Source organism: Bradyrhizobium sp., assembly GCF_035935975.1.
GTDB lineage: Bacteria > Pseudomonadota > Alphaproteobacteria > Rhizobiales > Xanthobacteraceae > Bradyrhizobium.
Map to the genome: position 1 here is coordinate 28,526 of NZ_DASYWN010000015.1, position 26,995 is coordinate 55,520.

At 65.8% G+C, this 26,995-nt stretch carries 28 protein-coding genes; 19 read left to right on the plus strand and 9 right to left on the minus strand.

Annotation, left to right across the window (positions count from 1 at the left end; all coding sequences use genetic code 11):
• Window positions 1-8 precede the first annotated feature (8 nt).
• Genes VGR99_RS07910 through VGR99_RS07935 form a run of 6 tightly spaced genes read left to right on the plus strand, consistent with a single transcriptional unit; the run spans window position 9 to window position 5,182 of the window.
• Window positions 9-932, plus strand: a complete 924-nt coding sequence (locus tag VGR99_RS07910) for a hypothetical protein (RefSeq protein ID WP_326897781.1) — start codon at window positions 9-11, stop codon at window positions 930-932.
• Between the two features lie 3 nt (window positions 933-935).
• Window positions 936-1,811, plus strand: a complete 876-nt coding sequence (locus VGR99_RS07915; protein WP_326897782.1) for a branched-chain amino acid ABC transporter permease — start codon at window positions 936-938, stop codon at window positions 1,809-1,811.
• Between the two features lie 4 nt (window positions 1,812-1,815).
• On the plus strand, window positions 1,816-2,856 hold the full coding sequence (locus VGR99_RS07920; RefSeq protein ID WP_326897783.1) for a branched-chain amino acid ABC transporter permease: 1,041 nt from the start codon (window positions 1,816-1,818) through the stop codon (window positions 2,854-2,856).
• On the plus strand, window positions 2,853-3,626 hold the full coding sequence (locus tag VGR99_RS07925; RefSeq protein WP_326897784.1) for an ABC transporter ATP-binding protein: 774 nt from the start codon (window positions 2,853-2,855) through the stop codon (window positions 3,624-3,626). Before VGR99_RS07920 ends, VGR99_RS07925 begins: the two co-directional genes overlap by 4 nt.
• A complete protein-coding gene (locus tag VGR99_RS07930; RefSeq protein WP_326897785.1) occupies window positions 3,619-4,332 on the plus strand; it encodes an ABC transporter ATP-binding protein in 714 nt (237 codons plus the stop codon). The genes VGR99_RS07925 and VGR99_RS07930 overlap by 8 nt, the downstream gene beginning before the upstream one ends.
• Before the next feature lies 1 nt (window position 4,333).
• Window positions 4,334-5,182 (plus strand): alpha/beta hydrolase, encoded by an 849-nt coding sequence (locus VGR99_RS07935; protein WP_326897786.1) that lies wholly within the window; start codon window positions 4,334-4,336, stop codon window positions 5,180-5,182.
• Window positions 5,183-5,186: 4 nt separating this feature from the next.
• Here VGR99_RS07935 and VGR99_RS07940 read toward each other — a convergent pair whose 3' ends face one another.
• Both VGR99_RS07940 and VGR99_RS07945 read right to left on the minus strand, forming a co-directional pair.
• Window positions 5,187-5,594 carry a DUF4864 domain-containing protein gene (locus VGR99_RS07940; RefSeq protein ID WP_326897787.1) on the minus strand — a complete coding sequence of 136 codons (408 nt, stop codon included), beginning with the start codon at window positions 5,592-5,594 and terminating at the stop codon, window positions 5,187-5,189.
• Window positions 5,595-5,660: 66 nt separating this feature from the next.
• Entirely contained in the window at window positions 5,661-6,299 is a 639-nt protein-coding gene (locus tag VGR99_RS07945) for a TetR/AcrR family transcriptional regulator (RefSeq protein ID WP_326897969.1), read from the minus strand.
• Window positions 6,300-6,539: 240 nt separating this feature from the next.
• On the opposite strand from VGR99_RS07945, the gene VGR99_RS07950 reads away from it, so the two are divergent.
• Genes VGR99_RS07950 through VGR99_RS07960 form a run of 3 tightly spaced genes read left to right on the plus strand, consistent with a single transcriptional unit; the run spans window position 6,540 to window position 10,343 of the window.
• On the plus strand, window positions 6,540-7,037 hold the full coding sequence (locus tag VGR99_RS07950; protein ID WP_027562563.1) for a (2Fe-2S)-binding protein: 498 nt from the start codon (window positions 6,540-6,542) through the stop codon (window positions 7,035-7,037).
• Window positions 7,034-8,089, plus strand: coding sequence for a xanthine dehydrogenase family protein subunit M (locus VGR99_RS07955; RefSeq protein ID WP_326897788.1), 1,056 nt, complete (start codon window positions 7,034-7,036; stop codon window positions 8,087-8,089). The genes VGR99_RS07950 and VGR99_RS07955 overlap by 4 nt, the downstream gene beginning before the upstream one ends.
• Complete coding sequence (locus tag VGR99_RS07960; protein ID WP_326897789.1) at window positions 8,082-10,343, plus strand: xanthine dehydrogenase family protein molybdopterin-binding subunit; 2,262 nt, start codon at window positions 8,082-8,084, stop codon at window positions 10,341-10,343. Before VGR99_RS07955 ends, VGR99_RS07960 begins: the two co-directional genes overlap by 8 nt.
• Window positions 10,344-10,385: 42 nt before the next feature.
• Here the strand turns inward: VGR99_RS07960 and VGR99_RS07965 are convergent, their stop codons facing one another.
• Both VGR99_RS07965 and VGR99_RS07970 read right to left on the minus strand, forming a co-directional pair.
• Entirely contained in the window at window positions 10,386-10,538 is a 153-nt protein-coding gene (locus VGR99_RS07965) for a hypothetical protein (protein ID WP_239621588.1), read from the minus strand.
• A gap of 198 nt (window positions 10,539-10,736) precedes the next feature.
• Window positions 10,737-11,285 carry a cupin domain-containing protein gene (locus VGR99_RS07970; protein WP_018646206.1) on the minus strand — a complete coding sequence of 183 codons (549 nt, stop codon included), beginning with the start codon at window positions 11,283-11,285 and terminating at the stop codon, window positions 10,737-10,739.
• 149 nt (window positions 11,286-11,434) lie between these two features.
• Here VGR99_RS07970 and VGR99_RS07975 point away from each other — a divergent pair, with 149 nt between their 5' ends.
• Window positions 11,435-12,763, plus strand: coding sequence for an aspartate aminotransferase family protein (locus tag VGR99_RS07975; protein WP_326897792.1), 1,329 nt, complete (start codon window positions 11,435-11,437; stop codon window positions 12,761-12,763).
• Window positions 12,764-12,833: 70 nt separating this feature from the next.
• Window positions 12,834-14,099, plus strand: coding sequence for a D-amino acid dehydrogenase (locus tag VGR99_RS07980; RefSeq protein WP_326897793.1), 1,266 nt, complete (start codon window positions 12,834-12,836; stop codon window positions 14,097-14,099).
• Window positions 14,100-14,371: 272 nt separating this feature from the next.
• Here VGR99_RS07980 and VGR99_RS07985 read toward each other — a convergent pair whose 3' ends face one another.
• Window positions 14,372-15,013, minus strand: a complete 642-nt coding sequence (locus VGR99_RS07985) for an XRE family transcriptional regulator (protein ID WP_326897794.1) — start codon at window positions 15,011-15,013, stop codon at window positions 14,372-14,374.
• Window positions 15,014-15,192: 179 nt separating this feature from the next.
• Between VGR99_RS07985 and VGR99_RS07990 the strand changes: the two genes are divergently transcribed.
• The 4 genes from VGR99_RS07990 to VGR99_RS08005 are packed head-to-tail and all read left to right on the plus strand — an operon-like array spanning window position 15,193 to window position 18,654.
• Window positions 15,193-15,951 (plus strand): ABC transporter substrate-binding protein, encoded by a 759-nt coding sequence (locus VGR99_RS07990; RefSeq protein WP_326897795.1) that lies wholly within the window; start codon window positions 15,193-15,195, stop codon window positions 15,949-15,951.
• A 24-nt stretch (window positions 15,952-15,975) separates the two neighbouring features.
• Entirely contained in the window at window positions 15,976-16,629 is a 654-nt protein-coding gene (locus VGR99_RS07995) for an amino acid ABC transporter permease (protein WP_326897796.1), read from the plus strand.
• The gene (locus tag VGR99_RS08000; RefSeq protein WP_326897797.1) at window positions 16,626-17,357 is read left to right on the plus strand and encodes an amino acid ABC transporter ATP-binding protein; all 732 of its coding nucleotides are present in this window, start codon (window positions 16,626-16,628) and stop codon (window positions 17,355-17,357) included. The genes VGR99_RS07995 and VGR99_RS08000 overlap by 4 nt, the downstream gene beginning before the upstream one ends.
• A gap of 13 nt (window positions 17,358-17,370) precedes the next feature.
• Window positions 17,371-18,654, plus strand: coding sequence for an FAD-binding oxidoreductase (locus VGR99_RS08005; protein ID WP_326897798.1), 1,284 nt, complete (start codon window positions 17,371-17,373; stop codon window positions 18,652-18,654).
• A gap of 74 nt (window positions 18,655-18,728) precedes the next feature.
• On the opposite strand, the gene VGR99_RS08010 is transcribed toward VGR99_RS08005, so the two are convergent.
• The gene (locus VGR99_RS08010; RefSeq protein ID WP_326897799.1) at window positions 18,729-20,318 is read right to left on the minus strand and encodes a gamma-glutamyltransferase family protein; all 1,590 of its coding nucleotides are present in this window, start codon (window positions 20,316-20,318) and stop codon (window positions 18,729-18,731) included.
• A 128-nt stretch (window positions 20,319-20,446) separates the two neighbouring features.
• Here VGR99_RS08010 and VGR99_RS08015 point away from each other — a divergent pair, with 128 nt between their 5' ends.
• Entirely contained in the window at window positions 20,447-21,220 is a 774-nt protein-coding gene (locus VGR99_RS08015) for an enoyl-CoA hydratase-related protein (protein WP_326897800.1), read from the plus strand.
• An 82-nt stretch (window positions 21,221-21,302) separates the two neighbouring features.
• Here the strand turns inward: VGR99_RS08015 and VGR99_RS08020 are convergent, their stop codons facing one another.
• Both VGR99_RS08020 and VGR99_RS08025 read right to left on the minus strand, forming a co-directional pair.
• The gene (locus VGR99_RS08020; RefSeq protein ID WP_326897801.1) at window positions 21,303-21,479 is read right to left on the minus strand and encodes a hypothetical protein; all 177 of its coding nucleotides are present in this window, start codon (window positions 21,477-21,479) and stop codon (window positions 21,303-21,305) included.
• A 9-nt stretch (window positions 21,480-21,488) separates the two neighbouring features.
• Complete coding sequence (locus VGR99_RS08025; protein WP_326897802.1) at window positions 21,489-21,722, minus strand: DUF6894 family protein; 234 nt, start codon at window positions 21,720-21,722, stop codon at window positions 21,489-21,491.
• Between the two features lie 206 nt (window positions 21,723-21,928).
• Here VGR99_RS08025 and VGR99_RS08030 point away from each other — a divergent pair, with 206 nt between their 5' ends.
• From VGR99_RS08030 to VGR99_RS08040, 3 genes are all read left to right on the plus strand, one after another.
• On the plus strand, window positions 21,929-24,004 hold the full coding sequence (locus VGR99_RS08030; RefSeq protein WP_326897803.1) for a PQQ-dependent sugar dehydrogenase: 2,076 nt from the start codon (window positions 21,929-21,931) through the stop codon (window positions 24,002-24,004).
• A complete protein-coding gene (locus VGR99_RS08035; RefSeq protein ID WP_326897804.1) occupies window positions 23,961-24,902 on the plus strand; it encodes an SMP-30/gluconolactonase/LRE family protein in 942 nt (313 codons plus the stop codon). Before VGR99_RS08030 ends, VGR99_RS08035 begins: the two co-directional genes overlap by 44 nt.
• Before the next feature lie 125 nt (window positions 24,903-25,027).
• Window positions 25,028-26,053: a histone deacetylase family protein gene (locus VGR99_RS08040; RefSeq protein ID WP_326897805.1), complete on the plus strand. Its 1,026-nt coding sequence runs from the start codon at window positions 25,028-25,030 to the stop codon at window positions 26,051-26,053.
• A 70-nt stretch (window positions 26,054-26,123) separates the two neighbouring features.
• Here VGR99_RS08040 and VGR99_RS08045 read toward each other — a convergent pair whose 3' ends face one another.
• Entirely contained in the window at window positions 26,124-26,954 is an 831-nt protein-coding gene (locus VGR99_RS08045) for a Crp/Fnr family transcriptional regulator (RefSeq protein WP_414645099.1), read from the minus strand.
• Window positions 26,955-26,995: the final 41 nt, after the last annotated feature.

Here is a 26,995-nt window from a genome sequence, read left to right on the forward strand (position 1 = left end):
AGAGGGTCATGCAACAGGTCAAGCCGACCTTGCCGCCCTCGCGGCTCTTGGTCGAGCGGCGGTTCCCGCTCGAAATGAACGTCACGCTCCCGGAGATCCGGGAGCTCTACGACACCGGCAAGGCCGGGCGCTGGAATCCGCTTCGCGACGTCGACTGGAAGGCGCTCGATCCCTCGCAATATGACGAGCCGGCGCGGCAGGCCGCGCGCCGTACCTGGAGCCGCCGGCTCTGGGTCGAGGCGACCGGCCTCACCGAGACGCCCGCGCTCCTGATGCGCTTCTGCATGGAGGCCGGACGCGAGATCGATCCGAAATTCTATCTCACGGTCCGCAACACCGAAGAGGCCTGGCACGTCGAATGTTTCGACCGGCTGGCCGAGGCCTTCGGCGGGCGGATCGCCGCGCCGGCCGACAGCGCCTATGAAGCCACCTTCAACCGCAATCTGCATCGCCGCGCGATGGATGCGGGCCAAAGTCTCGACAGCTACGTGGCTTCGTACGCGGCCTTCGAGGACGGCCTCGAGCTTGAACTCTGCCGGACCTGGCGTGCGCACGCCACCAATCCGGTCGTGATCGCGGTGCTCGACCGCGTCATCACGGACAAGGAACGCCACGCTGCGTTTGGCTGGCTCTATCTCGCCTCGCGCGCGCCGGATTGGAGCGCCAAGGACCGCGCACTGATCGCCGACGAACTGGCCGTCCATGTTCGCGACACCGAGCTGAAGGGGTATCACTGCCCCTGGCTCGCGCCGGAACACGCTACGGCGGAAGCCGATGCGGATGCGCTGACCGCCTCGGCCGGTCTCGGCGGCGCGCCGCGCGCGGCGGAAGAGGACACGCTGGTGAACTACACCGCGAACGCGCGGGCGAAGCTCGCCGAGCTCGGGGTCGCGTTGCCGCTGTTCGAATCCAACCGCATGCGGACGTTCTGAACCATGACGACCGCCATCCTGCAACTGCTCGTCGCCGGAATCGGTACCGGCAGCATCTATGCGCTGATCGCCCTCGGCTTCAATGTCGTGTTCAAGAGCACGGGGGCGATGAATTTTGCGCAGGGCGAATGGGTGGTGATGGGGGGCATGATCTCGGCGCTGCTGTTCGCCGCGACGAGCAATATCGGGCTCGCCTGCGTCTTCGCGGTGGTGATCGCGATTCTGGTCGGTATCGTGTCGGAGCGGCTGGTGATCTGGCCGCTGCGGCGCCCGAACACGCTCCTGATCACCCTGGTCAGCATCGGGCTTGCGATCTGCACCCGCAGTCTGATCATGCTGGTGCTCGGCAAGAAGCCGGTCGGCTATCCCGGTTTCTCACAGGTGCCGACGCTGATGTTGGGCGGCGTCGCGGTGCAGACCCAGACGCTGTGGATCATCGGCCTGACGATCGCCTTCCTGATCGCGATGCACCTGTTCTTCGAGCGCAGCATGCTCGGCAAGGCGCTGCGCGCGGCGGCGGCCGATCGCGATGCGGCGGCGATTGTCGGCGTGCGCGTCGAAACCACGGTGATGCTCTCGTTTGCGATCGCAGCACTTGCCGGAGCGCTGGCCGGCGCCATCATCACGCCGCTGACGCTTTCCTCCTACGACCAGGGCGCCATGTTCGGATTCAAGGGCTTCAGCGCGGCGATGCTCGGGGGTGTCGGCAGCCTGCCGGGCGCCGTCGTCGGCGGCCTCGCGCTCGGGCTGCTGGAGGCGTTCGGCAGCTTCTACATCTCGTCCGACTTCAAGGATGCCATCGCTTTCACCGTGCTACTCCTGATCCTGTTCGTGCGGCCCTCGGGCCTACTCGGCCGCGCCGACGTCGTGAAGGTCTGACGGGATGGCCCTCGCGCGCGCAAAATCCGCCTCGCTGTCGTCGGTTCCGGCTGGGACGGCGTCGCGGCCCGTGCCGCTTTCGCAGCGCAAGGCCGCAGCGCGTCTGTCCGATCATCGCCTGCTGCTGATCGTCTGGCTCGCGCTGCTGGCGGTGCCTGTCGTCGCGCCGAACGCCTATTTCGTCTCGCTCGCCAACATGATGCTGATCAACCTGATCCTGATCGCGAGCTTGAACCTGCTGATGGGCTATGGCGGGCAGATTTCGCTCGGGCATGCCGGCTTCTACGGTCTTGGCGCCTATGTCAGCGGCGTGCTCGGCGTGAAGTTCGGGCTGAGCGCCTGGGTCGGCCTGCCGGCCGCGGCCCTGTTCACAGGTCTTGCCGCGCTCATCATCGGCATTCCGGCGCTGCGCCTGCGCGGGCTCTATCTGTCGATGGCGACGCTCGGATGGAACGCCATTCTCGTCGTGATGTTCAATCGGCTGCTCGACGTCACCGGCGGTCCCAACGGACTGCTCGGCGTCCGTCCCTTCGCATTTGGCCGGTTTGCGCTCGATACCGACATCCGGCAATTTCCACTGGTCTGGTTCGTCTCGCTGCTGATCATGCTCGCGATTCTCAATCTCCTGGGCTCGCGCATCGGTCGCGCGCTGCGGGCGGTTGCCACCAACGAGCTCGGTGCCGACGCGGTCGGCATCGACAGCTTCCGCACCAAGCTTCTGGTCTTCGTCCTGTCTGCGGGCATGGCGGGCGTTGCCGGCAGCCTCTACGTCCATGTCAACCAGTTCGCCTCGCCCGAGACCTTCAGCGTCTCCAATTCGATCCTGCTCGTGGTGATGGTCGCGATCGGCGGCAGCGGCCTGTTCTGGGGCCCGCTGTTCGGTGCGCTGATCTACACCGCGGTGCCGCAGCTCCTGCTCGACTATGAAGACGCCGAGCTGATGCTTTTCGGTCTAGCCATGCTGGTGGTGTTGATCGCGTCGCCAACCGGAATCGCAGGATTGCCGGCGGTCATGCGCCGCCTTCTGTCGAGGAGGTCGGCATGACCGAGCCGCTCCTTCGCACCGACACGTTGAATTGCTATTTCGATGGCCTGCGCGCCGTCGCCGATCTCAGCTTCGAGGTCCGCCCCGGCGAGATCAAGGCGGTGATCGGACCGAACGGCGCCGGCAAGAGCACGCTGTTCAACATGATCGCCGGCGTGACCCGTCCGACCTCGGGCGAGATCTTCTTCGACGGCGTCCGCATCGATACGATGCCGACCTTCCGCCGCGCCCGGCTCGGCATCGCCCGCACCTTCCAGAACCTGCAGATATTCCGCGAGATGACTGTGCTCGAGAACGTCATGACTGGGCGTCATATGCACGGCCGCGCCGGGGTGATCGGCGCGTTGCTCCACGGCCCGTCGCTGCGCGCCGAAAATCGCGCGATGGCGGACATGGCGATGGAGCTGCTGGCGCGGTTCGAGCTCGACGGCAAGGCGGATGTGTTCGCGGGCGATCTCTCCTTCGGCCAGATGAAGGTGCTGGAGCTGGCGCGCGCGCTCGCAAGCGAGCCGCGGCTCCTGCTGCTTGACGAACCCGCTGCCGGCCTGCCGCAGGCGGAAGCCGAGCATATCGGCAAGATCATTTCAGGCCTCAACCGCGACGGCATGACGGTGCTACTCGTCGAGCACAATATGCGCATGGTGATGTCGCTCTCGCACGACATCCTCGTGCTCAACAACGGCATGCGGATCGCCGAGGGCGATGCAGACAGCGTTCGCCGCCATCCGGACGTGCTGGCCGCTTATCTCGGGGAGGGCGAGCATGCTTGAGGTCGAAGGGCTGTCGGCCGGCTATGGCCATGTCTCCGTGCTGCACGGCATCTCGCTGCGCGTCGAGGCGGGTCAGTCGGTCTGCCTGATCGGCGCCAACGGCGCCGGCAAGACCACGCTGCTGCGCTGCCTCGCCGGGCTGCTGCGGCCGGGCAGTGGCCGTATTCGCGTCGGAGGCAACGACATCGCGGCGCGGTCGGCCTCGGCACGGCTCGATTTCGGCGTGACACTGGTGCCGGAGGGCCGCCGCGTCTTCGCGCCGATGACCGTGCGAGAGAACCTCGAAATGGGCGCCTTCCGCAGGCTGTGGCCGCGGCGCGACCGCAAGGTCGAAGCCGACATGGAGGAGGTCTTCGACATGTTTCCGCGCCTGCGCGAGCGACAGAGCCAGCCGGCGGGCCTGCTCTCCGGCGGCGAGCAGCAGATGTTGGCGATCGGGCGCGCGCTGATGTCGCGGCCGCGCCTGCTGCTGCTCGACGAGCCGTCGATGGGCCTCGCGCCGCGCGTCGTTCAGGACATTTTCGCCACCATCCGGCGCCTCAACAAGCAGGGCATCTCGATCCTACTCGCCGAGCAGAACGCCAACATGGCACTGCAGAGTGCCGACCGGGGCTACGTTATCGCGGAGGGCGAGATCGTGCGCGAGGCCGAAACCACCGCACTCGTGCGCGATCCGATCGTACGTGCAGCCTATCTCGGACTTTGACATGCATTCTGGACGCGACATCCTGCAAGCCATCGACGACGGCCTCGAAGCGGAATATGCGCTGCGCAAGCGCCATCCTGAGCGTGACGAAATCTATCGCGACCACCAGCAGCGCAGCGCCGCGCTGCGGGAGGCGGGCGATTGCCGGCTCGACATTCGTTACGGTGGCGGACCGCGCTGCCTGCTGGATATCTTCTCGGCGGGCGACGGCGCGCCGGTGTTCTTCTTCATCCATGGCGGCTATTGGCGCGCGCTGGACAAGTCCTACGTGTCCTTCATCGCCGAGCACTATCGCAATGCCGGCATGACCGTGGTGATGCCGACCTACGATCTGGTGCCGGCGGTGCGGGTCAGCGAGATCGTCGAGCAGGTCCGTCTGTCTTTTGCCTGGACGATGGCCCATCTGAAACCCGCCCGCATGGTCGTCTCCGGGCACTCCGCCGGCGGTCAGCTCGCAGCGATGCTCGCACTGGATCAGGCTGAGCGCGGCCAGGGGCGCATCGCCGGCTTGATTGGCGTCAGCGGCGCCTTCGATTTGCGCCCGTTGCTCAAGACCTCGATCAACCGCGACCTGTCACTGTCGTCCGACGAGGCCGGCAAGGTAAGCCCGCTGGTGCGGCTCGAGCACCTGCCGAAGGGCGCGAAGCTCGTACCGCTGCTCGGCGTCGTCGGCGGCGACGAGACCGCGGGGTTCAAGCACTGGACCGCGGATCTGGTGTCCGGCTGGCGCGCGCATGGCGCGATCGCCGATTATTGCGAGATCGCCGGCAGCAATCACTTCACGGTGCTCGACCGGATCGCGGCCGCCGAAGGCGAGGTCCTGCGCGCCGCGAAGGCGATGCTCGGCTGATGCTTCAGGCCTCCCGTCCCACCTTCAGCAGCGAGCAGCCGGTGATCTTGTAGTTGCCGTCGGCCTGTTGCTCGAGCGTGTAGAGCGCTTCCCAGGCTTCGCCATTGGCATCGACGATGTGAACGTGCTGGGAGATCCAGTTGCCTTCGCTCGTGCTCTCGCCGAACTCGAAGCTCTTGTGCCGGTAGACCGGCGCGTAGCCGTTCTGCACCATGGACATGAAGATGTCGGGCGCGGGGAAGATCTCCCTGATCGCCGGCGCGGCGTGGGAATAGGCCGCGGCCGCATCGTCGCGCGCAAAGGCCTGCTCCTGGGCGCGGATGACGCCCTGTGCCGCCGTGACATCGCCGGCGCGTGCTGAGACGGAACTGAGGATGACAGTGAGGGCAACGAGCAAGGCGGCGATGCGCATGACAGGCTCCGCGTTGAAATCCCGGCGGTGCTGATCCTAGCACGACCCATGGGAAATACGGGCTCGCTATCGCTTCCGTTTCACCGCCGGCTTCGCTGGCTTGGCAGCGCGCGGCCTGGCCTTGCCGGCCGGCTGCACCCGCAGCCCGTCCACGAACACGTCGAGCATCCGCAGCACCGAGGATTGCCAGCCGGGCTGGTCGTGCATGTAACACATGCCGACGAGCGTCCGCAGCAGGTCCTCCGGGCTGATGTCGCCGCGCATCTCGCCGGCCGCGACCGCGCGGTCGAGCAGCGAGCCGATCGCCTTGGTCAGCCGGTCCATCGAGAACGCCGCGAGGTCCGACGAGCTCTGGAACGTCAGTGCCAGCGCGGCCGACATGCCCTTCTTGGTGGCGACGAATTCGACATTGGAGCGCAGCCAGCGCCGCAAGGCATCGACCGGGTCCTTGGCATTCTTCAATTGTTCGGCAAGCTCGCTGAGCTGCTCGACCTCGCGCCGGTACACCGCCTCGAACAAATCCTCGCGAGTCGGGAAATGCCGATAGAGCGTGCCGATGCCGACGCCCGCGCGTTTTGCCACCGCTTCCAGGCTCGCCTCGGGACCGCCGGCGTTGAAAACCACCTTCGCAGCCTCGAGCACGCGCTCGCGATTGCGCACGGCGTCGGCGCGGGGCTTCCGAATCTGGTCGATGTGGTCGTCCATGCCCGCAATGTAGATCACGAATTGGTTAGATTGAACCCTTAGCTAGCTGCATCGCGTTGTCTGCGCGGGCCCTTTTGACGGATTCCAAATATTTTTCCGGGGCCCTTGTTAAGCGGAGGGTGCCTCCGTATCTTCACGTACATGTTGGCCGGGTTCCGCCCCGGCCAGCGCATATCGACAGCGGCCACGGAGGTGGCGCGCTAGCCGATGACTCATGTCCATATCTGATCGGAGCCTTGTATGAACCACTCCATCAGCCTCACCGTGAACGGTGCGCGGCGCGACTTCGTCCTCGACGATCCGCGCGTCACGCTGCTCGATCTCCTGCGTGAGCGCCTCCATTTGACCGGAACCAAGAAGGGATGCGACCGCGGCCAGTGCGGCGCCTGCACCATTCTCGTCGACGGCAAGCGCATCAATTCCTGCCTCGCGCTCGCCATCAGCCATGACGGCGCCGACATCCTCACCATCGAAGGCGTCGCGCGCGGGGACCAGCTTCACCCCGTGCAGGCCGCCTTCATCGCCCATGACGGATTCCAGTGCGGCTTCTGCACGCCCGGCCAGATCATGAGCGCAATCGGCATGATGCAGGAAGCGCAGGCCGGCAACGATCCCGAGCGCATCCGCGAATGCATGAGCGGCAATCTGTGCCGCTGCGGCGCCTATGCCGGCATCGTCGATGCCGTGCTCGAGGCGCAGGCCGGCATGGACGAAACCAATCAGAGGCGCTCCGCATGAAACAGTTCGATTATGTCAGGCCGGCCACGGTGGCCGAGGCCGTCGCTGCGGCCGCGCAGCCGGGCGCCGTCTATCTTGCCGCCGGCACCAATTTGCTCGACCTGATGAAGGGCGGCGTCAGCCGGCCGGATCGCCTGGTTGACGTCACGCATCTCGACGGGCTCGATCAAATCGAGACTCTCGCCGACGGATCGTTGCGCATCGGTGCGCTGGTCAGCAACGCCGACCTTGCACACGATTCGGCGTTCGCGCGCTCATATCCCGCCGTGGCCGAAGCGCTGCTCTCGGGCGCGTCCGCGCAATTGCGCAATGCTGCGACGGTCGGCGGCAATCTGCTGCAGCGGACGCGCTGCGCGTATTTCTATGACACCGCCAGCCACTGCAACAGGCGCGAGGCCGGCAGCGGCTGCGACGCCCGCGACGGCGAGAACCGCACCCATGCCGTGCTCGGCTGGAGCGAGAGCTGCATCGCAACGCATCCGTCCGACTTCTGCGTGCCGCTGGTCGCACTCGACGCCATCGTCGAGATCGAGGGCAAGAACGGTCGTCGCGAGATCGCGCTCGACGAACTGCATCGCCTGCCGGGTAACGCACCTGAGCGTGAATCCGCGCTCGAGCCCGGCGATCTCATCGTCGCGGTGCGCCTGCCACCCGCGGCGCGTGGTTTCGCAACGCATGCGCGTTATCTCAAGGTTCGCGAGCGCACGTCGTATGCCTTTGCTGTGGTCTCTGCCGCAGCGGCGTTGCGGATCGAGAACGGCAAGGTCGCGGAAGCACGGCTTGCGCTTGGCGGTGTCGCCGCGAAGCCCTGGCGCGCCCGCGCCGCGGAAGACGTGCTGAGGGGCGTTGCACCCACGGCCGACGCGTTCCAGGAAGCCGCCTGGCGCGCGCTCACCGACGCAAAGCCGTCCGGCGACAACGCCTTCAAGATCGAGCTCGCACGCCGCATCGTCGTGCGCGCGCTGACCCTTGCCGCTGCCGGTACGCCCGCGCGCATCCCCGCGCTGCCGGCTTCTCCCTTTGCCTCCACGTCCGGAGCCATCCATGCCTGAGCTTAATCTCACCAGCGCGCCCGCTCATCTGCGCCACGGCTCGAACATCGGCCAGCCGCTGACCCGCCGTGACGGCGTCCTCAAGGTCAAGGGCCAGGCGACCTATGCCGCCGACAACCATCCGCCCGGCATGCTGTTCGCGGTCATGGCGGTCGCCGGCATCGCGCGCGGCCGCGTCGCCTCGCTCGATGTCGCCGCAGCAAAGCGCCATCCCGGCGTCGTGGACGTCATGACGCCGGACCACAAGCCGCGGCTCGCGATCGACCCCGAAATCAAGACCAATCCGTTCGTGTTCCGGATGGAAGTGTTGCAGAGCAACGAGGTCCGCTACGCCAACCAGCCGATCGCGGTCGTGATCGCCGAGACGCTGGAGGCGGCGACGGAAGGCGCGGTGCTGCTGGCGCCGCGCTACGAGACGCTGCCTGCGCTGGTCGGCCTCGATGCCGGCGAGAGTTACGTGCCGCCTGTCGTCGGTGTCGGCAATCCCACCGAGAATCATCACGGCGATGTCGAGGCGGGCCTTGCCTCGGCCGACAAGCAGATCGACGCGATCTACGAGACGCCGCCGCAATATCACAACGCGATGGAGCCGCATGCGATCGTCGCGTCTTGGGATGGCGACAATCTCCAGATCGACATGCCGACCCAGGGCCTCATGCTCTCGCTCGGGCGCATCGCCGAGCTGTTCGGCATCGCGCCGGACAAGATCCACATCCGCAGCCCGTTCCTCGGCGGTGGTTTCGGCTCCAAGGGGCTGATGTCCGGCCCGCCGACCCTCGGCATCATGGCCGCCAAGCTCGTCGGCAAGCCCGTCAAGCTCGTGCTGCGGCGTGAGCAGATGTACGGCCCGGTCGGCCATCGTGCGCCGACGCGCCAGCGCTTACGGATCGGCACTGATGGTGAAGGACGCCTGACCGCGCTCGATCACCACGCCAGGACCGTGTCGAGCACGTTCGACGACTTTTATGAGCCCGCGGCCGACGCCTCGCACACGCTCTATGCCAGTCCGGCGATCCGCACCTCGCACGATGCCGTGCGCGTCAACACCGGCACGCCATTGTTCATGCGCGCGCCGGGCGAGGCGACCGGATCGATCGCGCTCGAAAGCGCGATCGACGAGATGGCCTGGGCCTGCGGCATCGATCCGCTCGCGTTCCGCCTCAAGAACTATGCCGAGGTCGAGCCGATCACGGGAAAACCATTTTCCTCGAAAGCGCTGCGTGCCTGCTACGATCAGGGCGCAGCGCGTTTTGGCTGGGCGAAGCGCTCGCTCCAGCCTAGACAGATGCGCGATGACGCCGGACTTCTGGTCGGCTGGGGGATGGGCACCGCGACTTTCCCCGCGCTGATGTTTCAGGCCGAGGCGCGCGCCGTGATCCGCCTCGACGGCTCCGGTGCGATGGAGATCGGCGCACATGACATGGGGCAGGGCGCCTGGACGGCGTTGGCCCAGATCGCTGCCGACGAGCTCGGGCTCGATATCGATCGCGTCGAGTTCAAGGCCGGTTCATCCGACTTGCCCGACGCGGGCATTGCCGGCGGCTCGGCGCATACGGCAACCGCGGGTGCTGCGATCCACAGCGCTGGAGCTGCCGTGATCGCCAAGCTCGCGGACCTCGCCACCAACGACGAGCGCTCGCCGCTGTTCGGTGCCGGCAATGCCGGCGTGATCGCGCGCAACGGCCGGTTGATCCGGCGTGACGACGAGAGCCGCGGCGAGAGCTATGTCGAGATCCTCGCACGCGCAGGCATTGTCGAGATCGACGCGCGCGGCACCGGCGCGCCGAACCCTGCGGCGATGGAGGAGTATGCGATGCATGCGCATGGCGCGGTGTTCGCGGAGGTGAAGGTCGATCCCGAACTCGGCCAGGTCCGCGTCACCCGCATGGTCGGCGCCTTCGCCGCGGGGCGCATCGTCAATCCGCATCTGGTGAAGAGCCAGCTGTTCGGCGGCATGATCTGGGGCATGTCGTTCGCGCTGCACGAGGAGGCCATCACCGATCGCCGCAGCGGCCGGATCATGAATGCCAATCTCGGCGAGTACCACATCCCCGTGAATGCCGACGTGCCGCCGCTCGACGTCATCACGGTCGAGGAGCACGATCCGCATGTGAATGCGCTCGGCATCAAGGGTGTCGGCGAAATCGGCATCACCGGCAGCGCCGGGGCCGTCGCCAACGCGGTCTGGCATGCGACGGGCAAGCGAGTCCGCCGGTTCCCGATCAAGATCGAGGAGTTGCTGCTGCAGCCTTAAGGCAAGAGGCGGGGCGAGATTTTCTCGCTCCGCCGCTGCGCGTCAATGCAGCTTCTTGCGGAGCGCTTTAAGGGCTTCGCGCTGGGTCTCGATGTATTCGGCAATAACCTTGCGCAGCTCGCGTGAATGGAGCTTGTCGGCATCGCGCTGAACTTCGTCGAGCGCGGCTTCTGCGTTGGCGAGTGTGATCTTCATCGTGCGAGCTCTGTTATGGAGCGGCCCCGGAGTGCCCAAATGAGCTCAAGTGTCCGGGGCCGTAACCTCAGCACCTCTGCGTCAGGCTGCTCGGCTACGGCTCGCACCATATAGAGGTTTCGGGCGCGGAAATTGAGATGGGTCAAGCTCCGTAAGAAACCGGTGGCTCCGTAAGATCCCGGATGTTCCGGACGCGCGTCAAAATGTCGGCGGCGTGCAGGCCGAGATCACTTCGCACGGCTTGCCGCCGACGCAGCGGAAGCGATGCGGACGGCGGCTCTCGAAATAATAGGCATCGCCCGGATTGAGAATGCGGCGCTCGTCCTCGACGGTGACTTCGAGCTTACCCGAGATCACGATGCCGCCCTCTTCGCCGTCATGAACGAGGTGCACGCGCCCGGTGTCGCTGCCGGGCTCGTAGCGTTCTTTCAAGATCTGCAGGCTGCGGCCGAACAGATTGTCACCGACCTGCCGATAGGAGATCGGCTTCTTGCCGACTTCGGTCAGCTCCTCCGCGCGGTAGAAGATCTTGCGCCGGCTCTCCGGCTCGAGCGCGAAGAACTCGGCGAGCCCCATCGGGATGCCGTCGAGGATGCGCTTCAGCGCGCCGACCGATGGGTTCATCTGGTTGGATTCGATCAGCGAGATCGTCGAATTGGTGACGCCGGCGCGCTTCGCCAGCTCGCGCTGCGACAGCTTGTGGCGCGCCCGGATGAATCGCAGCCGTCCACCGATGTCGACGCTCATGCCCCTGGCCCCTGTTTCAGGTGTTGCGGATCGCGCAAATATGGACCAGCAGCTCCAGTAAAATCAATGGCTTGCAAGTCACCAGAAAAGGACTTGTTGCGCCATGGAAGCCGTGGCTCTGCTAGCGGGTCAGCAAAGGAGCGTGGCCCGTGACCCTTCATCAGATTCCGAACACTATCAAGACCGACTCGTTCTGGATGCCGTTCACGGCCAACCGTCAGTTCAAGAAGGCGCCGCGCCTGTTCTCCTCGGCCGAGGGCATGCACTACACCACCGTCGACGGCCGCAAGGTGATCGACGGCTCCGCCGGCCTCTGGTGCGTCAATGCCGGCCACGGCCGCAAGCAGATCGCCGCCGCGGTCGAGCGGCAGCTGATGACACTGGACTTCGCGCCGACCTTCCAGATGGGCCATCCGCTGGCATTCGACTTCGCCGAGCGTCTCGCCGAGATCGCGCCGAAGGGCCTCGACCGCATCTTCTTCACCAACTCCGGCTCCGAGTCGGTCGACACCGCGCTGAAGATCGCGCTCGCCTATCATCGCGCCAACGGCCAGTCGAGCCGCACCCGCCTGATCGGCCGCGAGCGCGGCTATCACGGCGTCGGCTTCGGCGGCACCTCGGTCGGCGGCATGGTCGCCAACCGCCGCGCCTTCGCGACCCTGCTTCCTGGCGTCGACCACATCCGCCACACCCACGATCTCTCCCGCAATGCCTTCGCCAAGGACCAGCCCGAGCACGGCGCCGAACTCGCCGACGATCTCGAGCGTCTGGTCGGCCTGCATGGCGCCGAGACGATCGCCGCCGTCATCGTCGAGCCGGTGCCGGGTTCGACCGCGGTGCTGCCGCCGCCGAAGGGCTATCTGCAGCGCCTGCGCCAGATCTGCGACAAGCACGGCATCCTCCTGATCTTCGACGAGGTCATCACCGGCTTCGGTCGTCTCGGCACCCCGTTCGCCGCCAACTTCTTCGGCGTCACGCCGGACCTGATGACCACCGCCAAAGGCATCACCAACGGCACCATTCCCTGCGGCGCGGTGTTCGCCAGCCGCAAGGTGCATGACGGCATGATGGTCGGCCCGGAGAACCAGATGGAGCTGTTCCACGGCTACACCTATTCCGCGCATCCGACCGCCTGCGCCGCCGGTATCGCCACGCTCGACATCTACAAGGACGAAGGCCTGCTCACGCGCGGTGCGACGATGGCCGAATACTGGCGCGATGCGCTGCATTCGCTGAAGGGCCTGCCGAACGTCGTCGACATCCGCAATTGCGGCTTGATGGGCGCGGTCGAGCTCGCCCCGCGTGACGGCGTCGTCGGCGCCCGCGGCTATGACGTCATGGTCGACTGCTTCAACACCGGCCTCTATCTGCGCATGAGCGGCGACAGCTTCGCGATGTCGCCGCCCCTCATCGTCGAGAAGAGCCACATCGACCAGATGGTCTCGATCCTCGGTGACGCCATCAAGAAGGTGGCCTGATAATTGCTCTCGCCGCTGCAGGGTTTTATCTTGCAGCGGCGTGCGTGATGCCGCGGGAGTTTGACGAAGCGTGAAAGTTCTGATCCTCGGCAGCGGTGTCATCGGTGTCACCTCTGCCTACTACCTCGCACGTGCCGGCCACGAAGTGACGGTCGTCGACCGTCAGCCCGAACCGGCGCTGGAGACCTCGTTTGCCAATGCCGGCGAAGTGTCGCCCGGCTATTCCTCGCCCTGGGCCGGCCCCGGCGTGCCGGTGAAGGCGATCAAGTGGCTCCTGATGAAGCACGGCCCGCTGGTGATCCGGCCGAAGCTCGATCCCGTCATGTGGGTCTGGCTGCTCAAGATGCTGCGCAACTGCACCAGCGCGCGCTACGCGGTCAACAAGAGCCGGATGATTCCGATCGCGGAGTACAGCCGCGATTGCCTCCGCGATCTGCGCCGCGACATCGGCATTCAATATGACGAGCGCTCGCAGGGCACGCTGCAGCTGTTCCGTTACCAGGCCCAGCTCGACGGCACCGGCGAAGACGTCGCCGTGCTCAAGCAATACGGCGTGCCTTACGAGACGCTGAGCCGCGAGGGCTGCATCGCGGTCGAGCCGGCACTCGCCGGCGTGAAGGAAAAGTTCGTCGGCGGGCTTCGCCTGCCGCAGGACGAGACCGGCGACTGCCACATGTTCACGCAGGCACTGGCCAGGCACGCCCAGGCGCTCGGCGTGCGCTTCATGTTCAACACCGGCATCGACCGCATCGTCACCGAGGGCGCGCGCGTCAGCGGTGTCGCGACCAGCGCCGGGATGTTGCAGGCGGATGCTTACGTGCTCGCGCTCGGCAGCTATTCGTCGCAGATGGTCGCGCCGCTCGGCATCTCGCTGCCGGTCTATCCGGTGAAGGGCTATTCGATCACGGTGCCGATCAAGGACGCCTCCGGCGCGCCGGAATCGACCGTGATGGACGAGAGCTACAAGGTCGCGATCACGCGCCTCGGCGATCGCATCCGCGTCGGCGGCACCGCCGAAATCTCGGGCTTCTCGACCAAGCTCTATGATGCGCGCCGCGCCACGCTCGATCACTCCCTGACCGACCTGTTCCCGCGCGGCGGCGATCTCGCCAAGGCGACGTTCTGGAGCGGCCTGCGTCCGATGACGCCGGACGGCCCGCCCGTGATCGGCCCGACGCAATACGGCAACCTCCACCTCAACACCGGCCACGGCACGCTGGGCTGGACCATGTCCTGCGGTTCCGGCCGCGTGCTCGCGGACATGCTGTCGGGCAAGAAGCCGGAGGTTGATGTCAGCGCGCTGACGGTGGACCGGTATAATCACCGGTTTGGCTAACGATCTCTCTCCACGTCATTGCGAGGAGCTCTTGCGACGAAGCAATCCAGAATCCCTCCGCGGCAAAAGTCTGGATTGCTTCGCTTCGCTCGCAATGACGATGTGGAGGCGGCGCACCTAGCTCCATCACCGTCACCCTGAGGTGGCCGCTTCTTCAGCGATCCTCGAAGGGTGACGGCCCGGCTCTATCGGGGCCGTGCATCCTTCGAGGCTCGCTGCGCTCGCACCTCAGGATGACGGGACTGGAATTGCGCTCGTTGTCTAAAAAAGGGCTAGCCCGCCCCCGTCACGCAATTCACCCACAACACGACCGCCTTCGCATCATTCGCCGGGTTTGAAAACCGGTGCGGCCTGCGGCTGGCAAAGCGAAAGCTGTCGCCGGTCTTCAGCGACCATGTCTCGCTGTCCACCGTCAGCATCATCTCGCCTTCGAGCACGAGGCCGGCTTCCTCGCCGTCATGGGTGTAGAGCTCGTCGCCGGTGGAGCCGCCGGGTTCCAGATGCACCAGGAACAGGTTCAGCTTGTTGTCGGCGCTGGCCGGGCTGAGCAGCTGTTTCGACACGCCGGTGCGCCAGAGTTTCAGCTCCGGTCGCTGCAGCCCGCGCGTCACCACCTGATCGGATCCGCCGTCGGCGCTCGGGCTCGCGCCGAACAATGCGGCGATGCCGACGCCGAGCACGTCGGCGAGCGTGGCCAGCACGCGCAGCGACGGCGACGAAAGGCCGCGCTCGATCTGGCTGAGGAACCCGATCGAAAGCTCCGTGCGCGCCGCGACCGTTTCGAGCGAGAATTGCCTGACGCGGCGGAGATCCCGGATGCGGCGGCCGACCGCGACGTCCATTGCGGGCTCCGCCGGCTTCGCGATAGCCTTCTTGACCTTCCTGACCGGCTTTGCGGCGGCCGGTTTGCGCATTCTTTTGCCACCGCTCACGTCAAACCGCTTCCTTCATGTGCATGAAAACCGCTTGCATCACCTGCGAAAGTGTGACCAAATTTTCATACTGGTGAAAATAGGCCGAAACGGCTTGGCCCGCAACGTCTGATCACGACACGCGCGAGCGCCGCCATCGGCCGGACCCACAGGGGGATGCGATGAAGCGTTTTGGTCTGGCCGCGGTCGCGGCGCTTGCGATTGCAGCGGTGACGCCGGCATCCGCGCAGCAGGTGCTGAAGGTCGGCTCGACGCCGACGGGCATTCCCTTCACCTTCCTCGACACCAAGACCAACTCCATCCAGGGCATCATGGTCGATCTCGTCACTGAAATCGGCAAGGATGCCGGCTTCAACGTGCAGATCGAGCCGATGCAATTCTCGGCGCTGATCCCGTCGCTGACCTCGAGCAAGATCGACATCATCGCCGCCGCGATGTTCATCACGGCACCGCGCAAGGAGGTCGTCGACTTCTCCGATCCGATCTACACCTATGGCGAAGGCCTGGTCGTGCCGAAGAGCGACACCAAGGCCTATGCCACGCAGGACGATCTCAAGGGCGAGACGGTCGGCGCCCAGGTCGGCACCGCCTTCGTCGACGCGCTGAAGAAGACCGGCCTGTTCGCGGACGTGAAGGCCTACGACACCATTCCCGACATCCTGCGCGACGTGAACACCGGCCGTCTCAAGGCCGGCTATGCCGACTATCCGATCCTCGCCTACAACATCAAGCAGGGCGGCTTCCCCGAGGTGCGCCTCGTTGACGGCTACAAGCCCGTCACCGTCGGCTCGGTCGGCATCGGCGTGCGCAAGGGCGAGGCCGCGCTGCTCGGCAAGATCAACGCCTCGCTCGCCAAGCTGAAGGCCAACGGCACCATCGACAAGATCCTCGATAAATGGGGCCTGAAGGCACAGGGCTGATAGCGGCTCATCGCAGGCTTTCCGATGAAAGGCTTCTGGCACGACGCCATCGAGTTCTTCCCGATCCTGATGAACGGCGTCGCGCTGACGATCGTCGTCACCATCGGCTCGCTGCTGCTCTCGACGGTGCTCGGCCTGATCTGGGCGATGATGCGGGTCTCCGGCATCAAGGCGCTGTCGATGCTCAGCGCCAGCCTGATCAACGTGATCCGCGGCATCCCGATCATTGTGCTCTTGTTCTATCTCTACTTCGTGATGCCCGATCTCGGCGTCACGCTCAGCGCGTTGCAGGCCGCGATCCTCGGACTCGGTATCGCCTACTCGGCCTATCAGGCGGAAAACTTCCGCGCCGGCATCGAGGCCATCGACAAGGGCCAGATCGAGGCGGCGCAGTCGATCGGCATGGGCTGGTGGCTGACCATGTGGCGCGTGGTGCTTCCGCAGGCGGTGCGCATCGTGCTGCCGCCTTACGGCAACGTCATGATCATGATGCTGAAGGATTCCTCGCAGGCCTCGACCATCACGGTCGCCGAGCTGGCGCTGCAGGGCAAGCTGATCGCGTCCTCGACCTTCAAGAACACCAACGTCTTCACGCTGGTGGCGCTGATGTATCTCACCATGAGCATTCCGCTGATCCTGCTGGTCCGTCACTTCGAGAAGCGGGCCGGCAAGCGATGATCGAGCTGAACGACGTCCACAAGAGCTTTGGCAAGGTCGAGGTGCTCAAGGGCATCACGGCCTCCGTGCAGAAGGGCGAGGTGGTCTGCATCATCGGGCCGTCAGGCTCCGGCAAGTCCACCATCCTGCGCTGTATCAACGGGCTGGAGAGCTACGACCGCGGCGAGATCAGCGTCGAAGGCCTGAAGGTCGATCGCGATGCGCCGTCGATCGTCGCAATCCGCACCCAGGTCTCGATGGTGTTCCAGCGCTTCAACCTGTTCCCGCATCGCACCGCGCTCGAGAACGTCATCGAGGGCCCGCTGTTCGTGAAGAAAGAGCCGCGTGCCCAGGCGTTCGAGCGCGGCCGCGCGCTGCTCGCCCGGGTCGGGCTCGCGGAGAAGGCCGACGTGCATCCGCCGCAACTCTCGGGCGGCCAGCAGCAGCGCGTTGCGATCGCGCGGGCGCTGGCGATGCAGCCCAAGGCGATCCTGTTCGACGAGCCGACCTCGGCGCTCGATCCCGAGCTCGTCGGCGACGTCCTCGGCGTCATGCGCAAGCTCGCGGACGAGGGCATGACCATGGTTGTCGTCACCCACGAGATGGGCTTTGCCCGCGATGTCGCCGATCGCGTGCTGTTCATCGACGGCGGCGTCATCGTCGAGCAAGGCCCGGCCAAGGCGCTGCTCAACCAACCCCAGCATCCGCGCACGCAGGATTTCTTGCGCCGCGTGCTGCATCCGCTCTGACCGGATTTTTACAATGACGCGCCTGCCTCTGCCGCCCTCGCTCTATGCCGACACCGCCGTCGCGCGTGTGGCGACGCCGCCGCTCGATACGGACAGAAGCGTTTCCGTCGCGATCGTCGGCGGCGGCTATACGGGCCTGTCCACCGCGCTCCATCTGGCGGAGCAGGGTGTCGAGGCGCTGGTGCTGGAGGCGCAGGAGCCGGGCTGGGGCGCGTCCGGCAACAATGGTGGCCACACCAATCCCGGCCTGAAGTACGATCCCGATCAGATCGAGGCGGACTTCGGCACTGAGCTTGGCCGCCGCATGATCGACTTCTCCTACGGCACCACGAATTTCACGCACGATCTGATCCGCCGCTATCAGATTCCCTGCGAGGCGCGGCAGAACGGCACGTTGCGCGCGGCCTATAACGAGGCCAGCGCCGCCGCGATCGAAAAGACGGCGCAGCAATGTATCCGTCGCGGGATGCCGGTGTCGTATCTCAACCGCGAGCAGCTCCGCGAGATGACCGGCACCGATCGCTACATCGGCGCCATGCTCGACACCCGCGGCGGCGATCTGCATCCGCTCAGCTATGCCCGTGGTCTCGCGCGCGCCGCGATCTCGGCGGGTGCGAAGGTACATGGCGAGACGCCGGCACTATCGCTGCGTCGCGACGGTAGCCGCTGGCGCATCGAGACGCCGCGCGCGGTCGTGCACGCCGACAAGGTGTTGCTCGCCACCAACGGGTTCACCGACGATCTCTGGCCGGCGCTCCGCCGCACCATCGTCCCGGTGTTCTCGTCGATCGCCGCGACCGCGCCGCTGTCGGATGACGTCGCCCGCTCGATCATGCCGACGCGGCCCGTCCTCTATGAGAGCGGCCATATCACGGTCTATTACCGCATCGACCAGCAGAACCGCCTGTTGATGGGCGGTCGCGGCCCGATGCGCTGGATCAATTCGCCAAACGACGTCGCCTATCTGATCCGCTATGCCGAGCGGCTGTGGCCGCAGCTCAAGGGCGTGGCCTGGACCCATGGCTGGAACAGCCGCCTCGCCATCACAAAGGATCATTATCCGCACGTGCACGAGCCGGCCGAAAACGTCCTGATCTCGCTCGGCTGCAACGGCCGCGGCGTCGCGCTCTCGACCGCGATGGGCGCGCAGCTCGCGCGCCGGCTGATCGGCGGCGCGAAGGCCGAGATCGACATGCCCGTCACCGGCATCAAGCCGATCCCGATGCACGCGTTCTGGCCGGTGGGCGTGACAACGGCCGTGATCACAGGCCGCGTGCGAGACCGGCTGGGGATTTGATTAGGCGGAGCTGTAGTCGCGGCGAAGATGTGCTCCCTCGCCCCGCAAGCGGGGCGAGGTAAGGCGGCTTGGCCTCAGCCTTCCGCCACCGCGTCGGCCCAAGGCTGGAAGATCTCGGTCGCGCCGGAGTTGATGTCGCCGTCGCGCATCACCACGCTCGGGCAAGCGAACTTTTGCGGCAGAGTCTGCACCGGCGTTTCCTTGTAGTCGAAGCGTGCGGCAAGCGCCTTGCGTGCATCCGCCGGCAGCCTGATGTCGCCGAGCACGATCGCGCCTTCGCTGCAATCGATGCGGGGCTGATGGATGGCGGCATCGAGGTCCATGTCGAAATCCATCGCAAAGGACACGAGCTGCATGACCGAAGGCAGGATGCGGCGGCCGCCGGAGGCGCCGACCGCGAGGCGCTTGCCGTCCTTGGTCTCGGCGATAACAGGGGTGTAGTTGGTGAGGCAGCGCTTGCCGGGGGCGAGCGAGTTGGTGCTGCCCGGCGTCGGATCGAACCACATGATGCCGTTGTTCATGGGAATGCCGGTGTGCGGCGTCACATATTTCGAGCCAAAGGACGAGAGCAGTGTCTGTGTCACCGCGGCGATGTTGCCGTCCCGGTCGACCACGGAGAAATGCGTGGTGCAGGCCGGCGCCAGATATTCGGCGCCGAGCGAGCGCTTGCCGTCGGCATCGCCCATGTCCTTGAGCCGCTCGCGATAGGCCTCCTGCAGGGCAATGGCATATTCGGCATAGGCGGCCGCATCCGGCGCGGCTGCCGGCTTCAAATTCTGCTGCAACAGGCGCAGCGCATGCGCCATGGTCGGCCCGGCCGTGAGCTCCGGCGTCGCCAGCACCTTGCCGCCGCGATAGGGGATTACCAACGGCTCGCGCAGATGGGCGCGGAACGCGGCGAGATCCTCGACCGACAGCGAGCCGCCATCGGCCTTGACGTCGGACGCGATGCTCCTGGCGAGATCGCCCTGATAGAAGTCGCGCGGACCGGCCTCGGCGAGATGCGAGAGCGTCGCCTTCAGATTGTCCTGCGGCAGCCGGATCTCGGCCGCGATGCTCCAGGGCGGGCTCGGGGGCAGGCCGTCCTTCAAGAACATTGCCGCGCTCGCGGGATAGCGCCGGAGATCCGCCGCCGAACCCGCGATCGTCTGAGTGGTCCACCAATCCACCAGCAGGCCTTCGCCGGCGAGCGCCACCGCCGGAGCGACCAGGTCTTTCCACGACATCCGGGCGTATCGACGGTGCACTTGCTCCATGCCAGCAACGACACCTGGCACGGCGATCGCGCCCGGACCGTAAACGTTGCGGTCGTCCTTCACCCGCGGCCACGGAAACAGGTCGGTCGCGAGGCGATCTCCAACGATGGGGTAATCGGCCGCGCGGATGCTCTGCGGCGCGCACATGCCGTAGTCGATCACCTCGTAGCGATTTTCCTTGGCGCGGTAGAGCACCATCGCACCGCCACCGCCGATGCCGCTATTCCAGGGCTCCAGCACGTTCAGCGCAAAGGTGGTCGCCACGATTGCGTCGACACAGTCGCCGCCCGCCGCCAGCACCTGCGCCCCCACCTCGGCCGCCCGCCGCGATTGCGAGGCGACGATGCCGCCCTTGGATGTGACGGCGGGTTTGCGGACGGTTTGGTTGAGGCTGAACTGATGAGGCATGATGTCGTCTTGAACTCTGGATTCAGTTGTCTTGGCTTCGTTGCGCTGACGTCGAAGCTCCGCAATTGGCGGAGCGCGCGAAGAATGGCACATTGCCGTCAACGAGAACATCCAAAGGGAGACGCGACATGGCAGGTGTGAAACAGGCGCGGGATGGCGCGGTCGGGATCTTGATGCTCGACGAGCCGGCAAGCCTGAACGCGATGACGCCGGACCTGCTTGGCGCACTCGCCGCTGCCGTCGCCGAGATGACCGGGGATGAGGACGTCCGCGCCCTGATCCTCACCGGCGCCGGGCGTGGTTTTTGCTCGGGGCAGAATTTGAAGGCGTCCGAAGCGCTCGGCGAGGACATCGCCGCCGGCGTGATGCGGTTCTACTGGCCGGCGTTCAGGGCGCTGCGCGAGTGCCGCGTGCCCGTGGTGGTCGCCGTCAACGGCGTTGCGGCCGGAGGCGGCTTCAGCCTGGCGATGGCCGGCGACATGATTGTTGCGGCGCGGTCGGCGAGCTTCATCCAGGTGTTCAGCCGCATCGCGCTGGTGCCCGATCTCGGCTCGACCTGGATGTTGCCGCGCCTGATCGGCCGCCAGCGAGCGCTCGAGCTGATGCTGCTGAACGAGCCGCTCACGGCGGAGCGCGCCCGGGAGATCGGCCTGGTACGGCAGGTCGTCGACGACGCCAGGCTGATGGACGAGGCGCTGGTCCTCGCGCGCCGTCTCGCCGACGGCCCGACGCGCGCCTTGGTCGCAACCCGTGCGCTGGTCGAGGAGAGCGAGCACGCGACCTACGAAGCGCAATTCCGCCGCGAGATCGAGCTTCAGGCCACGATCCGCAAGAGCGCCGATGCCATCGAAGGCCGCAATGCCTTCGTCGAGAAGCGGAAGGCGAAGTTTACCGGGAGGTGAAGACGGGTTCCCAAAAACGCAAATGGCCGGGACAAGCCCGGCCATGACGACTGAGATCAGTGGGGATTCTATGAAAGCGCGCTCAGAGCCCGCGGTCCAGCCGGCTGGCCTGATACTTGGCGCGCCATTTCGGGCCCGGGCCGCGCATGTAGTGCAGCTCGGGGCGGTAGGGGTTGCCGGCGATCCGCACCAGCTTCTGCCATTTTGTGGCGACGAAGGTGAGGGGTTGGCACAGCATGGTCAGTGAGGCGAACAGCATGGCATCACCTCAATGCGGCTTGCCGAGCATGGCGGTGAAGGGGAGGTCGAACAGATCCTCGCCGTCGGAGCCGCTGACATGGATCACCCAGTCGCGCCAGTCCTCAGTGCCGGGCGTCTGGATCATCGAATTCATGATCTGGGCCGCACGGTCACGCGCCTCGGTCAGGCTGGCCACCGCAGTGCCGCTGCGATCGATCAGGGTGCCGTCGGTGTTGGAGCAGTGGAAGTAGACCTGGACCATATCCGTCTCCTACTGGGAGCGATTGGGATGGCAAACCGATACCACCCGAGGCATTCGCGAAACATTCGGGGCGAGCCCGGTAAGGGAATCTACGGAGATTGGTCGCCACCAAGGTCGTTACGGGTTTCATCACAGGCGGGTGATGATCAACTGGACGGCGTTCCCTCGACATGGAACAACTCTGGCCGGAAAGTCCGGAGCCTGCCGTGCATCACCTCACATTCCGGCGCGAACGCCGCCGCTCGCGCCTGTTCGCGGTTGCTGTCGCTGGGGCGCTGCTCGCTCTTGCCCCCGGCGTCTCCTCCGAACCGGTGAGGAAAAGCGGCTACGCGATCGGCACGGAGACCTGCGGCAGCGGCGATCTCGCCTTTCCCAGACTCCAGATCGACATGAAGGCTGGATTTTGCGCCGGCCTCGTCGCCAGCGAGGAGGACCGTCTCAAATTCCCGCGCTCGATCGTCCAGGTGCCCGGCCGCGACCTGTTCGTGATCGCCGACATGGGCGGCTGGGGCCACACCGACGGACGGCTGCTGCTGCTCGATCCGCGCGCGCCCCAGGGCCAGCGGTTCAAGGAGCTGCTGACCGGCGTCGAGTATCCGTTCGGCCTCGTGATCGCCCCGGACAAGAAGTTCTACGCCGCGACCGCCGAGACCATCTTTCGCTTCGACCCGCTCGCGGACAATCCGCGCAGCACCGTCGAGACCATCATCCGTCACATGCCGGGCCGCCGGATCACGCTGCCCGACGGCGCCAAACTCGACGAGAGCGCGCACCCTCTCAAGCAGTTCGTGTTCGACAGGAACGGCCGGCTGTTCGTCAATATCGGCGCGCACAGCGACGACTGCATCACGCCGGCGCCGATCACGAAGCCATGCGCGGCCGCCGAGGGCACCTCCGCGATGGCCTCGATCTGGCTGTTCACACCGCCCGCCGGAGGCGTCTTTCCGGCATTGGCGCCGAAGGATCCCGACCCGCCGCACATCGTCTACGCCCGTGGCCTGCGCAACTCGATGGCGCTCGCGCTGCACCCGAATTTTCCCGATGCCGGCTACGCCTTCCTGCAAGGCGAGAACGGCCGCGACCTGCCCGATATCTTCAAGCCGAACGAGGAGATCAACGCGATAGAGCAGGGCAGGCACTACGGCTGGCCCTATTGCTATGACCTGTCGACGCCGAGCCCCGAATTCAAAAGCGTGCTGCAATCCGGCGTCTACAAATCGCTCTGCACCGCTAATGCACTCTACAAGGCGCCGTTCTCGCTGATGCCGCCGCATGGCGCGCCGCTCGCGATGCTCTATTATCACGGAGCAAAATTCCCGGAGCTGGAGGGCAAGCTGCTGGTCGGCCTGCACGGTTATCGCCCGACCGGCAGCCGCCTCATCGTCTACGATGTCGATGACCACGGCTTTCCCAAGCCGAGCCCTCCGCCGGTGCGCTATCATGTCAGTTGCGCGGCCGATCCGACCCACAGCTTTCAAGCCGACGGTGTCGACGTCGCCGCCGCGCCGTTCGACGAGCTGATCGCCGGCTGGCATCGCGTCAACGGCGCGCGGCCGCAGGGCGCTCCCGTCGGCATGACGGTCGCCGAGGACGGCGCGATCTGGCTGGTCGAGGACAAGAACCAGACGGTGATCCGCATCGATCGCGCCGCAGGCGATCCGCCCCCGCCGCTCCCCTGCGACACACGCAGCCAGGCGATGATCGACCAGCTCGCGGCCTTCGTCGCCAGGGACGCGCAGAACAGCGTTCGTCTCACGACGTTGCGTAAGGGTCTCGTCGAGAAGCATTGCGTCGGCTGCCATTCCGATTTCGGCCTGAAGGCAGGACAATCGGACGCGGAGAAGGATGCAACGGCGCTCCGCTTCATGCTGTCACAGGACGGCTGGATCTATCCCGGCGACCCCAACGCCGGCAGGCTGCGTACGCGGCTGCACGGTCTCGGCGCCGAGAAGCTGATGCCGCCCGGCGGCGAGCGCCTGCCGAAGACCGAGCCCGGCTACACCCGCCTGCTCGATACCGCGGACCTGCTCGTCGCCAAGATGGTTCCGGGCACGCGGATGCGGATCAAGCCCGGTCCGCCGCAACGCAAATTCTACGGCAAAACCAACAAGGAATGCGGCGAAATACCGGCCGGCAAGGTCGTCGTCGTGACACAAAGGAGCGCTGTAGACAAATCCGGCTTCAGCCGATTCTTCCGGCCGGCCGATCCCTATCTGAACGGCGAGTGCAGCGACGACGATGGCTATTACATCCGGCAGGAATTTCTGGTGCCTGTGCAGTAGCGTCTTCCTCGTTATCGCGACGGCGTCCGCGCAAGCGGACACGAAGCTGTTTGAAAGCGTTCAGGTGACTCCGCCGGGCGAATACACGTCTGGCATCGAAGGGCCTGCCGCCGATCTCGACGGCAATCTGTTCGTCGTCAATTTCGGCAAGCCCGGCACCATCGGCAAATTGCCCGCGGGTGGTGCGGCGTCGGTGCTGTTCACGACTCTTCCCGAAGGCAGCGTCGGCAACGCGATCCGTTTCGACCGCAGCGGCACCATGTTCATTGCCGACTACAAGAAACACAACATTTTCGCGATTCCGAAGGGCGCGACCCAGCCCGGCGTCTGGTTTCACTCCGATGAGATGAATCAGCCCAACGACATGACCATCGCCCGCGACGGCACGATCTATGCGACCGATCCGAACTGGAAGGGCAGGGAAGGCCACATCTGGCGGATTGCCAGAGCCGCGGATGGGTCGGTGCAGGGGCAGGTCATGACGGCGCCGCGTGCGATGGGAACGACCAACGGCATCGATCTCAGCCCCGACGGCAAGACGCTCTATGTCGGCGAGTCCAGCAACGGCCAGATCTGGTCCTACATCATCAAAGGCAACGAACTCACCGGCGCAAAACTCGTCAAGGCATTTCAGCCCGACACCGTCGACGGCCTGCGTACCGATGTGGCCGGCCGCCTTTACGTCGCGCGCATCCTCAAAGGCACGATCGCGCTGATGAAGCCCAATGGCGCGGTCGAGCGCGAGATCGCACTGAAGGCCAAGGAGCCGACCAACCTTGCCTTCGGCGGCAGCGACGGCAAGACCGTCTTCGTCACCCAGCGCCAGGGCGGCTTCATCGAGTCCTTCCGCACCGACCAGCAGGGCCGCGAGCACTGCCTCCAGCGCGGACGTTGCTGAGCTCAGGGGCGATCTGCTTCCGGCGCAGGGCGACGCGACATAGGCGGCATTCTTCTTGCTTGCGTCTGGCCGCCGCAGGGATCAAGACTTCTGTGGTAGAGCCCATGCGACCACGGAGTGTTTGAGTGAAAGCCGTCCATACCGAACTGCATCGCAGCCACGATCCGCAATTCTTCCTGGTTCGCGGTGTCGTCAAGCGCACCACCGAGCAGCCCGAGCGCGCCGACCGCCTGCTCAAGGGTCTCAAGGACGGCAAGCATCAGCTGGTCGAGCCGACCAAGTTTGGGCAGGGACCCCGCGCACGCATCCACAGCCCGGAATACCTGTCGTTCCTCAGCGAGGCCTGGGACGCCTGGACCGCGCTCGGCGATTCCGGTCCGGAGATGATCGGCAACATCCATCCCGTGCGCCATGCCGCGACCTATCCTACCCACATTGTCGGCAAGCTCGGCTGGCACACCGCAGACACCGCCGCGCCGATCGGTCCGGGCACCTGGGCTGCGGCCTGTGCTGCGACGGACGTTGCGGTCACCGCGGCGCAGATGGTGATGGACGGCGAAGATGCGGTCTACGCGCTCTGCCGTCCGCCCGGCCATCACGCCTATCGCGACATGGCCGGCGGCTTCTGCTTCCTGAACAATAGCGCGATCGCCGCCGCACATCTGCGCCTCAAGCACGAGCGCGTCGTGATCCTCGACGTCGACGTCCACCACGGCAACGGCACGCAAGGCATCTTCTACGCGCGGCCGGACGTGTACACGGTCTCGATCCACGCCGATCCGGTCGCGTATTATCCCTATGTGTGGGGCTATGCGCATGAGCGCGGCGAGGGACCCGGCCTCGGCACCAATCTCAACATCCCGCTCGCGATCGGCACCGGCGATGACGGCTACATCCAGGCGATGGATGTCGCGCGCAAGGCCATCGAATCCTTCGCGCCCGGCGCGCTCGTCATCGCGCTCGGCCTCGATGCCTCCGAGCACGATCCGCTGAAGGGCCTCGCCGTCACCACACCCGGCTTCCGCCGCATCGGCCAGGCCATCGCCAAGATGGGCCTGCCGACCGTGTTCGTGCAGGAAGGCGGTTATCTCTCGGATATCCTCGGTGCCAACCTGACCTCGGTGCTGGCTGGGTTCGAAGAGGCAAGGTGAGCTCTTGTCACCTCTCCCCGTAAGAACGGGGAGAAGGGAGAAGGCAGACCTCGTCTCGCGCTCGTCTGCTTCAATCCTTGAACAGGATCTGCTCCAGCAGATCGATCCGCCTGATCCGGATCGTGCTGCCGTCGATGGCGATGATGCGGCGGTTCTGGAAGCGCTTCAGCATCATCGTGACCCATTGCCGGGTCGAGCCGACCATCGCCGCGATCTGGTCATGGGTGATCTTGCGGTTGATGATGATGGTGTCGCCGTCGGCGACACCATGCAGCTCCGACAGCGTGAGCAGGAACTGCGCCAGCCGTTCGATCACCGAGCGCGTGCCGAGGATCTGCGCCATCGAGGAATAGCATTTGCCCTTGGCGATGAGCCCGTCGATCAGCGCCAGCGCGAAGCGCGGCATGCCGGTGAGCAGCTTCTCGAGCGCGGGCCCGGATAGTGCGGTGATCTCGCAGGCCTCGATGGCGATGCCGGACCACATGTGAATGCCGCCGCCGGAAATCTCCGGGCCGCCGATGAAATGGCCCGGCGTCCAATAGGCGAGCGTGATCTCGCGGCCCGACGGCGCCGTGTAATAGACCCGCACCTGCCCGCGACGGATGATGAAGATGCCGTCGTGGCCGTCGCCCTGGCTGAACACCATCTCGCCCTGCGGCACGGTGATGGTGCGGCCGGCCGCGTGCACGCGCGTCTGTTCCGAAGCGGAGAGCCGATCGAGGAAATGCGCGCCTGCGTTCAACCCGTCGATCGTCTCGCTCATGAACAGCGCCGAGCTTGCGGTCTTCGCGCGCGCTACTGGCCGCCGCGTGTTGGCCGGCCAATCGAACGCAACGCCCGCGTGGGCTGGGTCAGCGAAAGCGGCAGGCTCGGTCGCAGCAGCTTCCTTGAGTATGGTCATCGCAATCCGTCAGCTCTTCGAGGTCTTGCGAATAGGTAAGA

Coding starts and splice junctions, on each gene's coding strand:
- VGR99_RS07910 (WP_326897781.1), top strand. CDS start 9: ATGCAACAGGTCAAGCCGACCTTGCCGCCCTCGCGGCTCTTGGTCGAG.
- VGR99_RS07915 (WP_326897782.1), top strand. CDS start 936: ATGACGACCGCCATCCTGCAACTGCTCGTCGCCGGAATCGGTACCGGC.
- VGR99_RS07920 (WP_326897783.1), top strand. CDS start 1,816: ATGGCCCTCGCGCGCGCAAAATCCGCCTCGCTGTCGTCGGTTCCGGCT.
- VGR99_RS07925 (WP_326897784.1), top strand. CDS start 2,853: ATGACCGAGCCGCTCCTTCGCACCGACACGTTGAATTGCTATTTCGAT.
- VGR99_RS07930 (WP_326897785.1), top strand. CDS start 3,619: ATGCTTGAGGTCGAAGGGCTGTCGGCCGGCTATGGCCATGTCTCCGTG.
- VGR99_RS07935 (WP_326897786.1), top strand. CDS start 4,334: ATGCATTCTGGACGCGACATCCTGCAAGCCATCGACGACGGCCTCGAA.
- VGR99_RS07940 (WP_326897787.1), bottom strand. CDS start 5,594: ATGCGCATCGCCGCCTTGCTCGTTGCCCTCACTGTCATCCTCAGTTCC.
- VGR99_RS07945 (WP_326897969.1), bottom strand. CDS start 6,299: ATGGACGACCACATCGACCAGATTCGGAAGCCCCGCGCCGACGCCGTG.
- VGR99_RS07950 (WP_027562563.1), top strand. CDS start 6,540: ATGAACCACTCCATCAGCCTCACCGTGAACGGTGCGCGGCGCGACTTC.
- VGR99_RS07955 (WP_326897788.1), top strand. CDS start 7,034: ATGAAACAGTTCGATTATGTCAGGCCGGCCACGGTGGCCGAGGCCGTC.
- VGR99_RS07960 (WP_326897789.1), top strand. CDS start 8,082: ATGCCTGAGCTTAATCTCACCAGCGCGCCCGCTCATCTGCGCCACGGC.
- VGR99_RS07965 (WP_239621588.1), bottom strand. CDS start 10,538: ATGAAGATCACACTCGCCAACGCAGAAGCCGCGCTCGACGAAGTTCAG.
- VGR99_RS07970 (WP_018646206.1), bottom strand. CDS start 11,285: ATGAGCGTCGACATCGGTGGACGGCTGCGATTCATCCGGGCGCGCCAC.
- VGR99_RS07985 (WP_326897794.1), bottom strand. CDS start 15,013: ATGCGCAAACCGGCCGCCGCAAAGCCGGTCAGGAAGGTCAAGAAGGCT.
- VGR99_RS07990 (WP_326897795.1), top strand. CDS start 15,193: ATGAAGCGTTTTGGTCTGGCCGCGGTCGCGGCGCTTGCGATTGCAGCG.
- VGR99_RS07995 (WP_326897796.1), top strand. CDS start 15,976: ATGAAAGGCTTCTGGCACGACGCCATCGAGTTCTTCCCGATCCTGATG.
- VGR99_RS08000 (WP_326897797.1), top strand. CDS start 16,626: ATGATCGAGCTGAACGACGTCCACAAGAGCTTTGGCAAGGTCGAGGTG.
- VGR99_RS08005 (WP_326897798.1), top strand. CDS start 17,371: ATGACGCGCCTGCCTCTGCCGCCCTCGCTCTATGCCGACACCGCCGTC.
- VGR99_RS08010 (WP_326897799.1), bottom strand. CDS start 20,318: ATGCCTCATCAGTTCAGCCTCAACCAAACCGTCCGCAAACCCGCCGTC.
- VGR99_RS08015 (WP_326897800.1), top strand. CDS start 20,447: ATGGCAGGTGTGAAACAGGCGCGGGATGGCGCGGTCGGGATCTTGATG.
- VGR99_RS08020 (WP_326897801.1), bottom strand. CDS start 21,479: ATGCTGTTCGCCTCACTGACCATGCTGTGCCAACCCCTCACCTTCGTC.
- VGR99_RS08025 (WP_326897802.1), bottom strand. CDS start 21,722: ATGGTCCAGGTCTACTTCCACTGCTCCAACACCGACGGCACCCTGATC.
- VGR99_RS08035 (WP_326897804.1), top strand. CDS start 23,961: ATGGCTATTACATCCGGCAGGAATTTCTGGTGCCTGTGCAGTAGCGTC.
- VGR99_RS08045 (WP_414645099.1), bottom strand. CDS start 26,954: ATGACCATACTCAAGGAAGCTGCTGCGACCGAGCCTGCCGCTTTCGCT.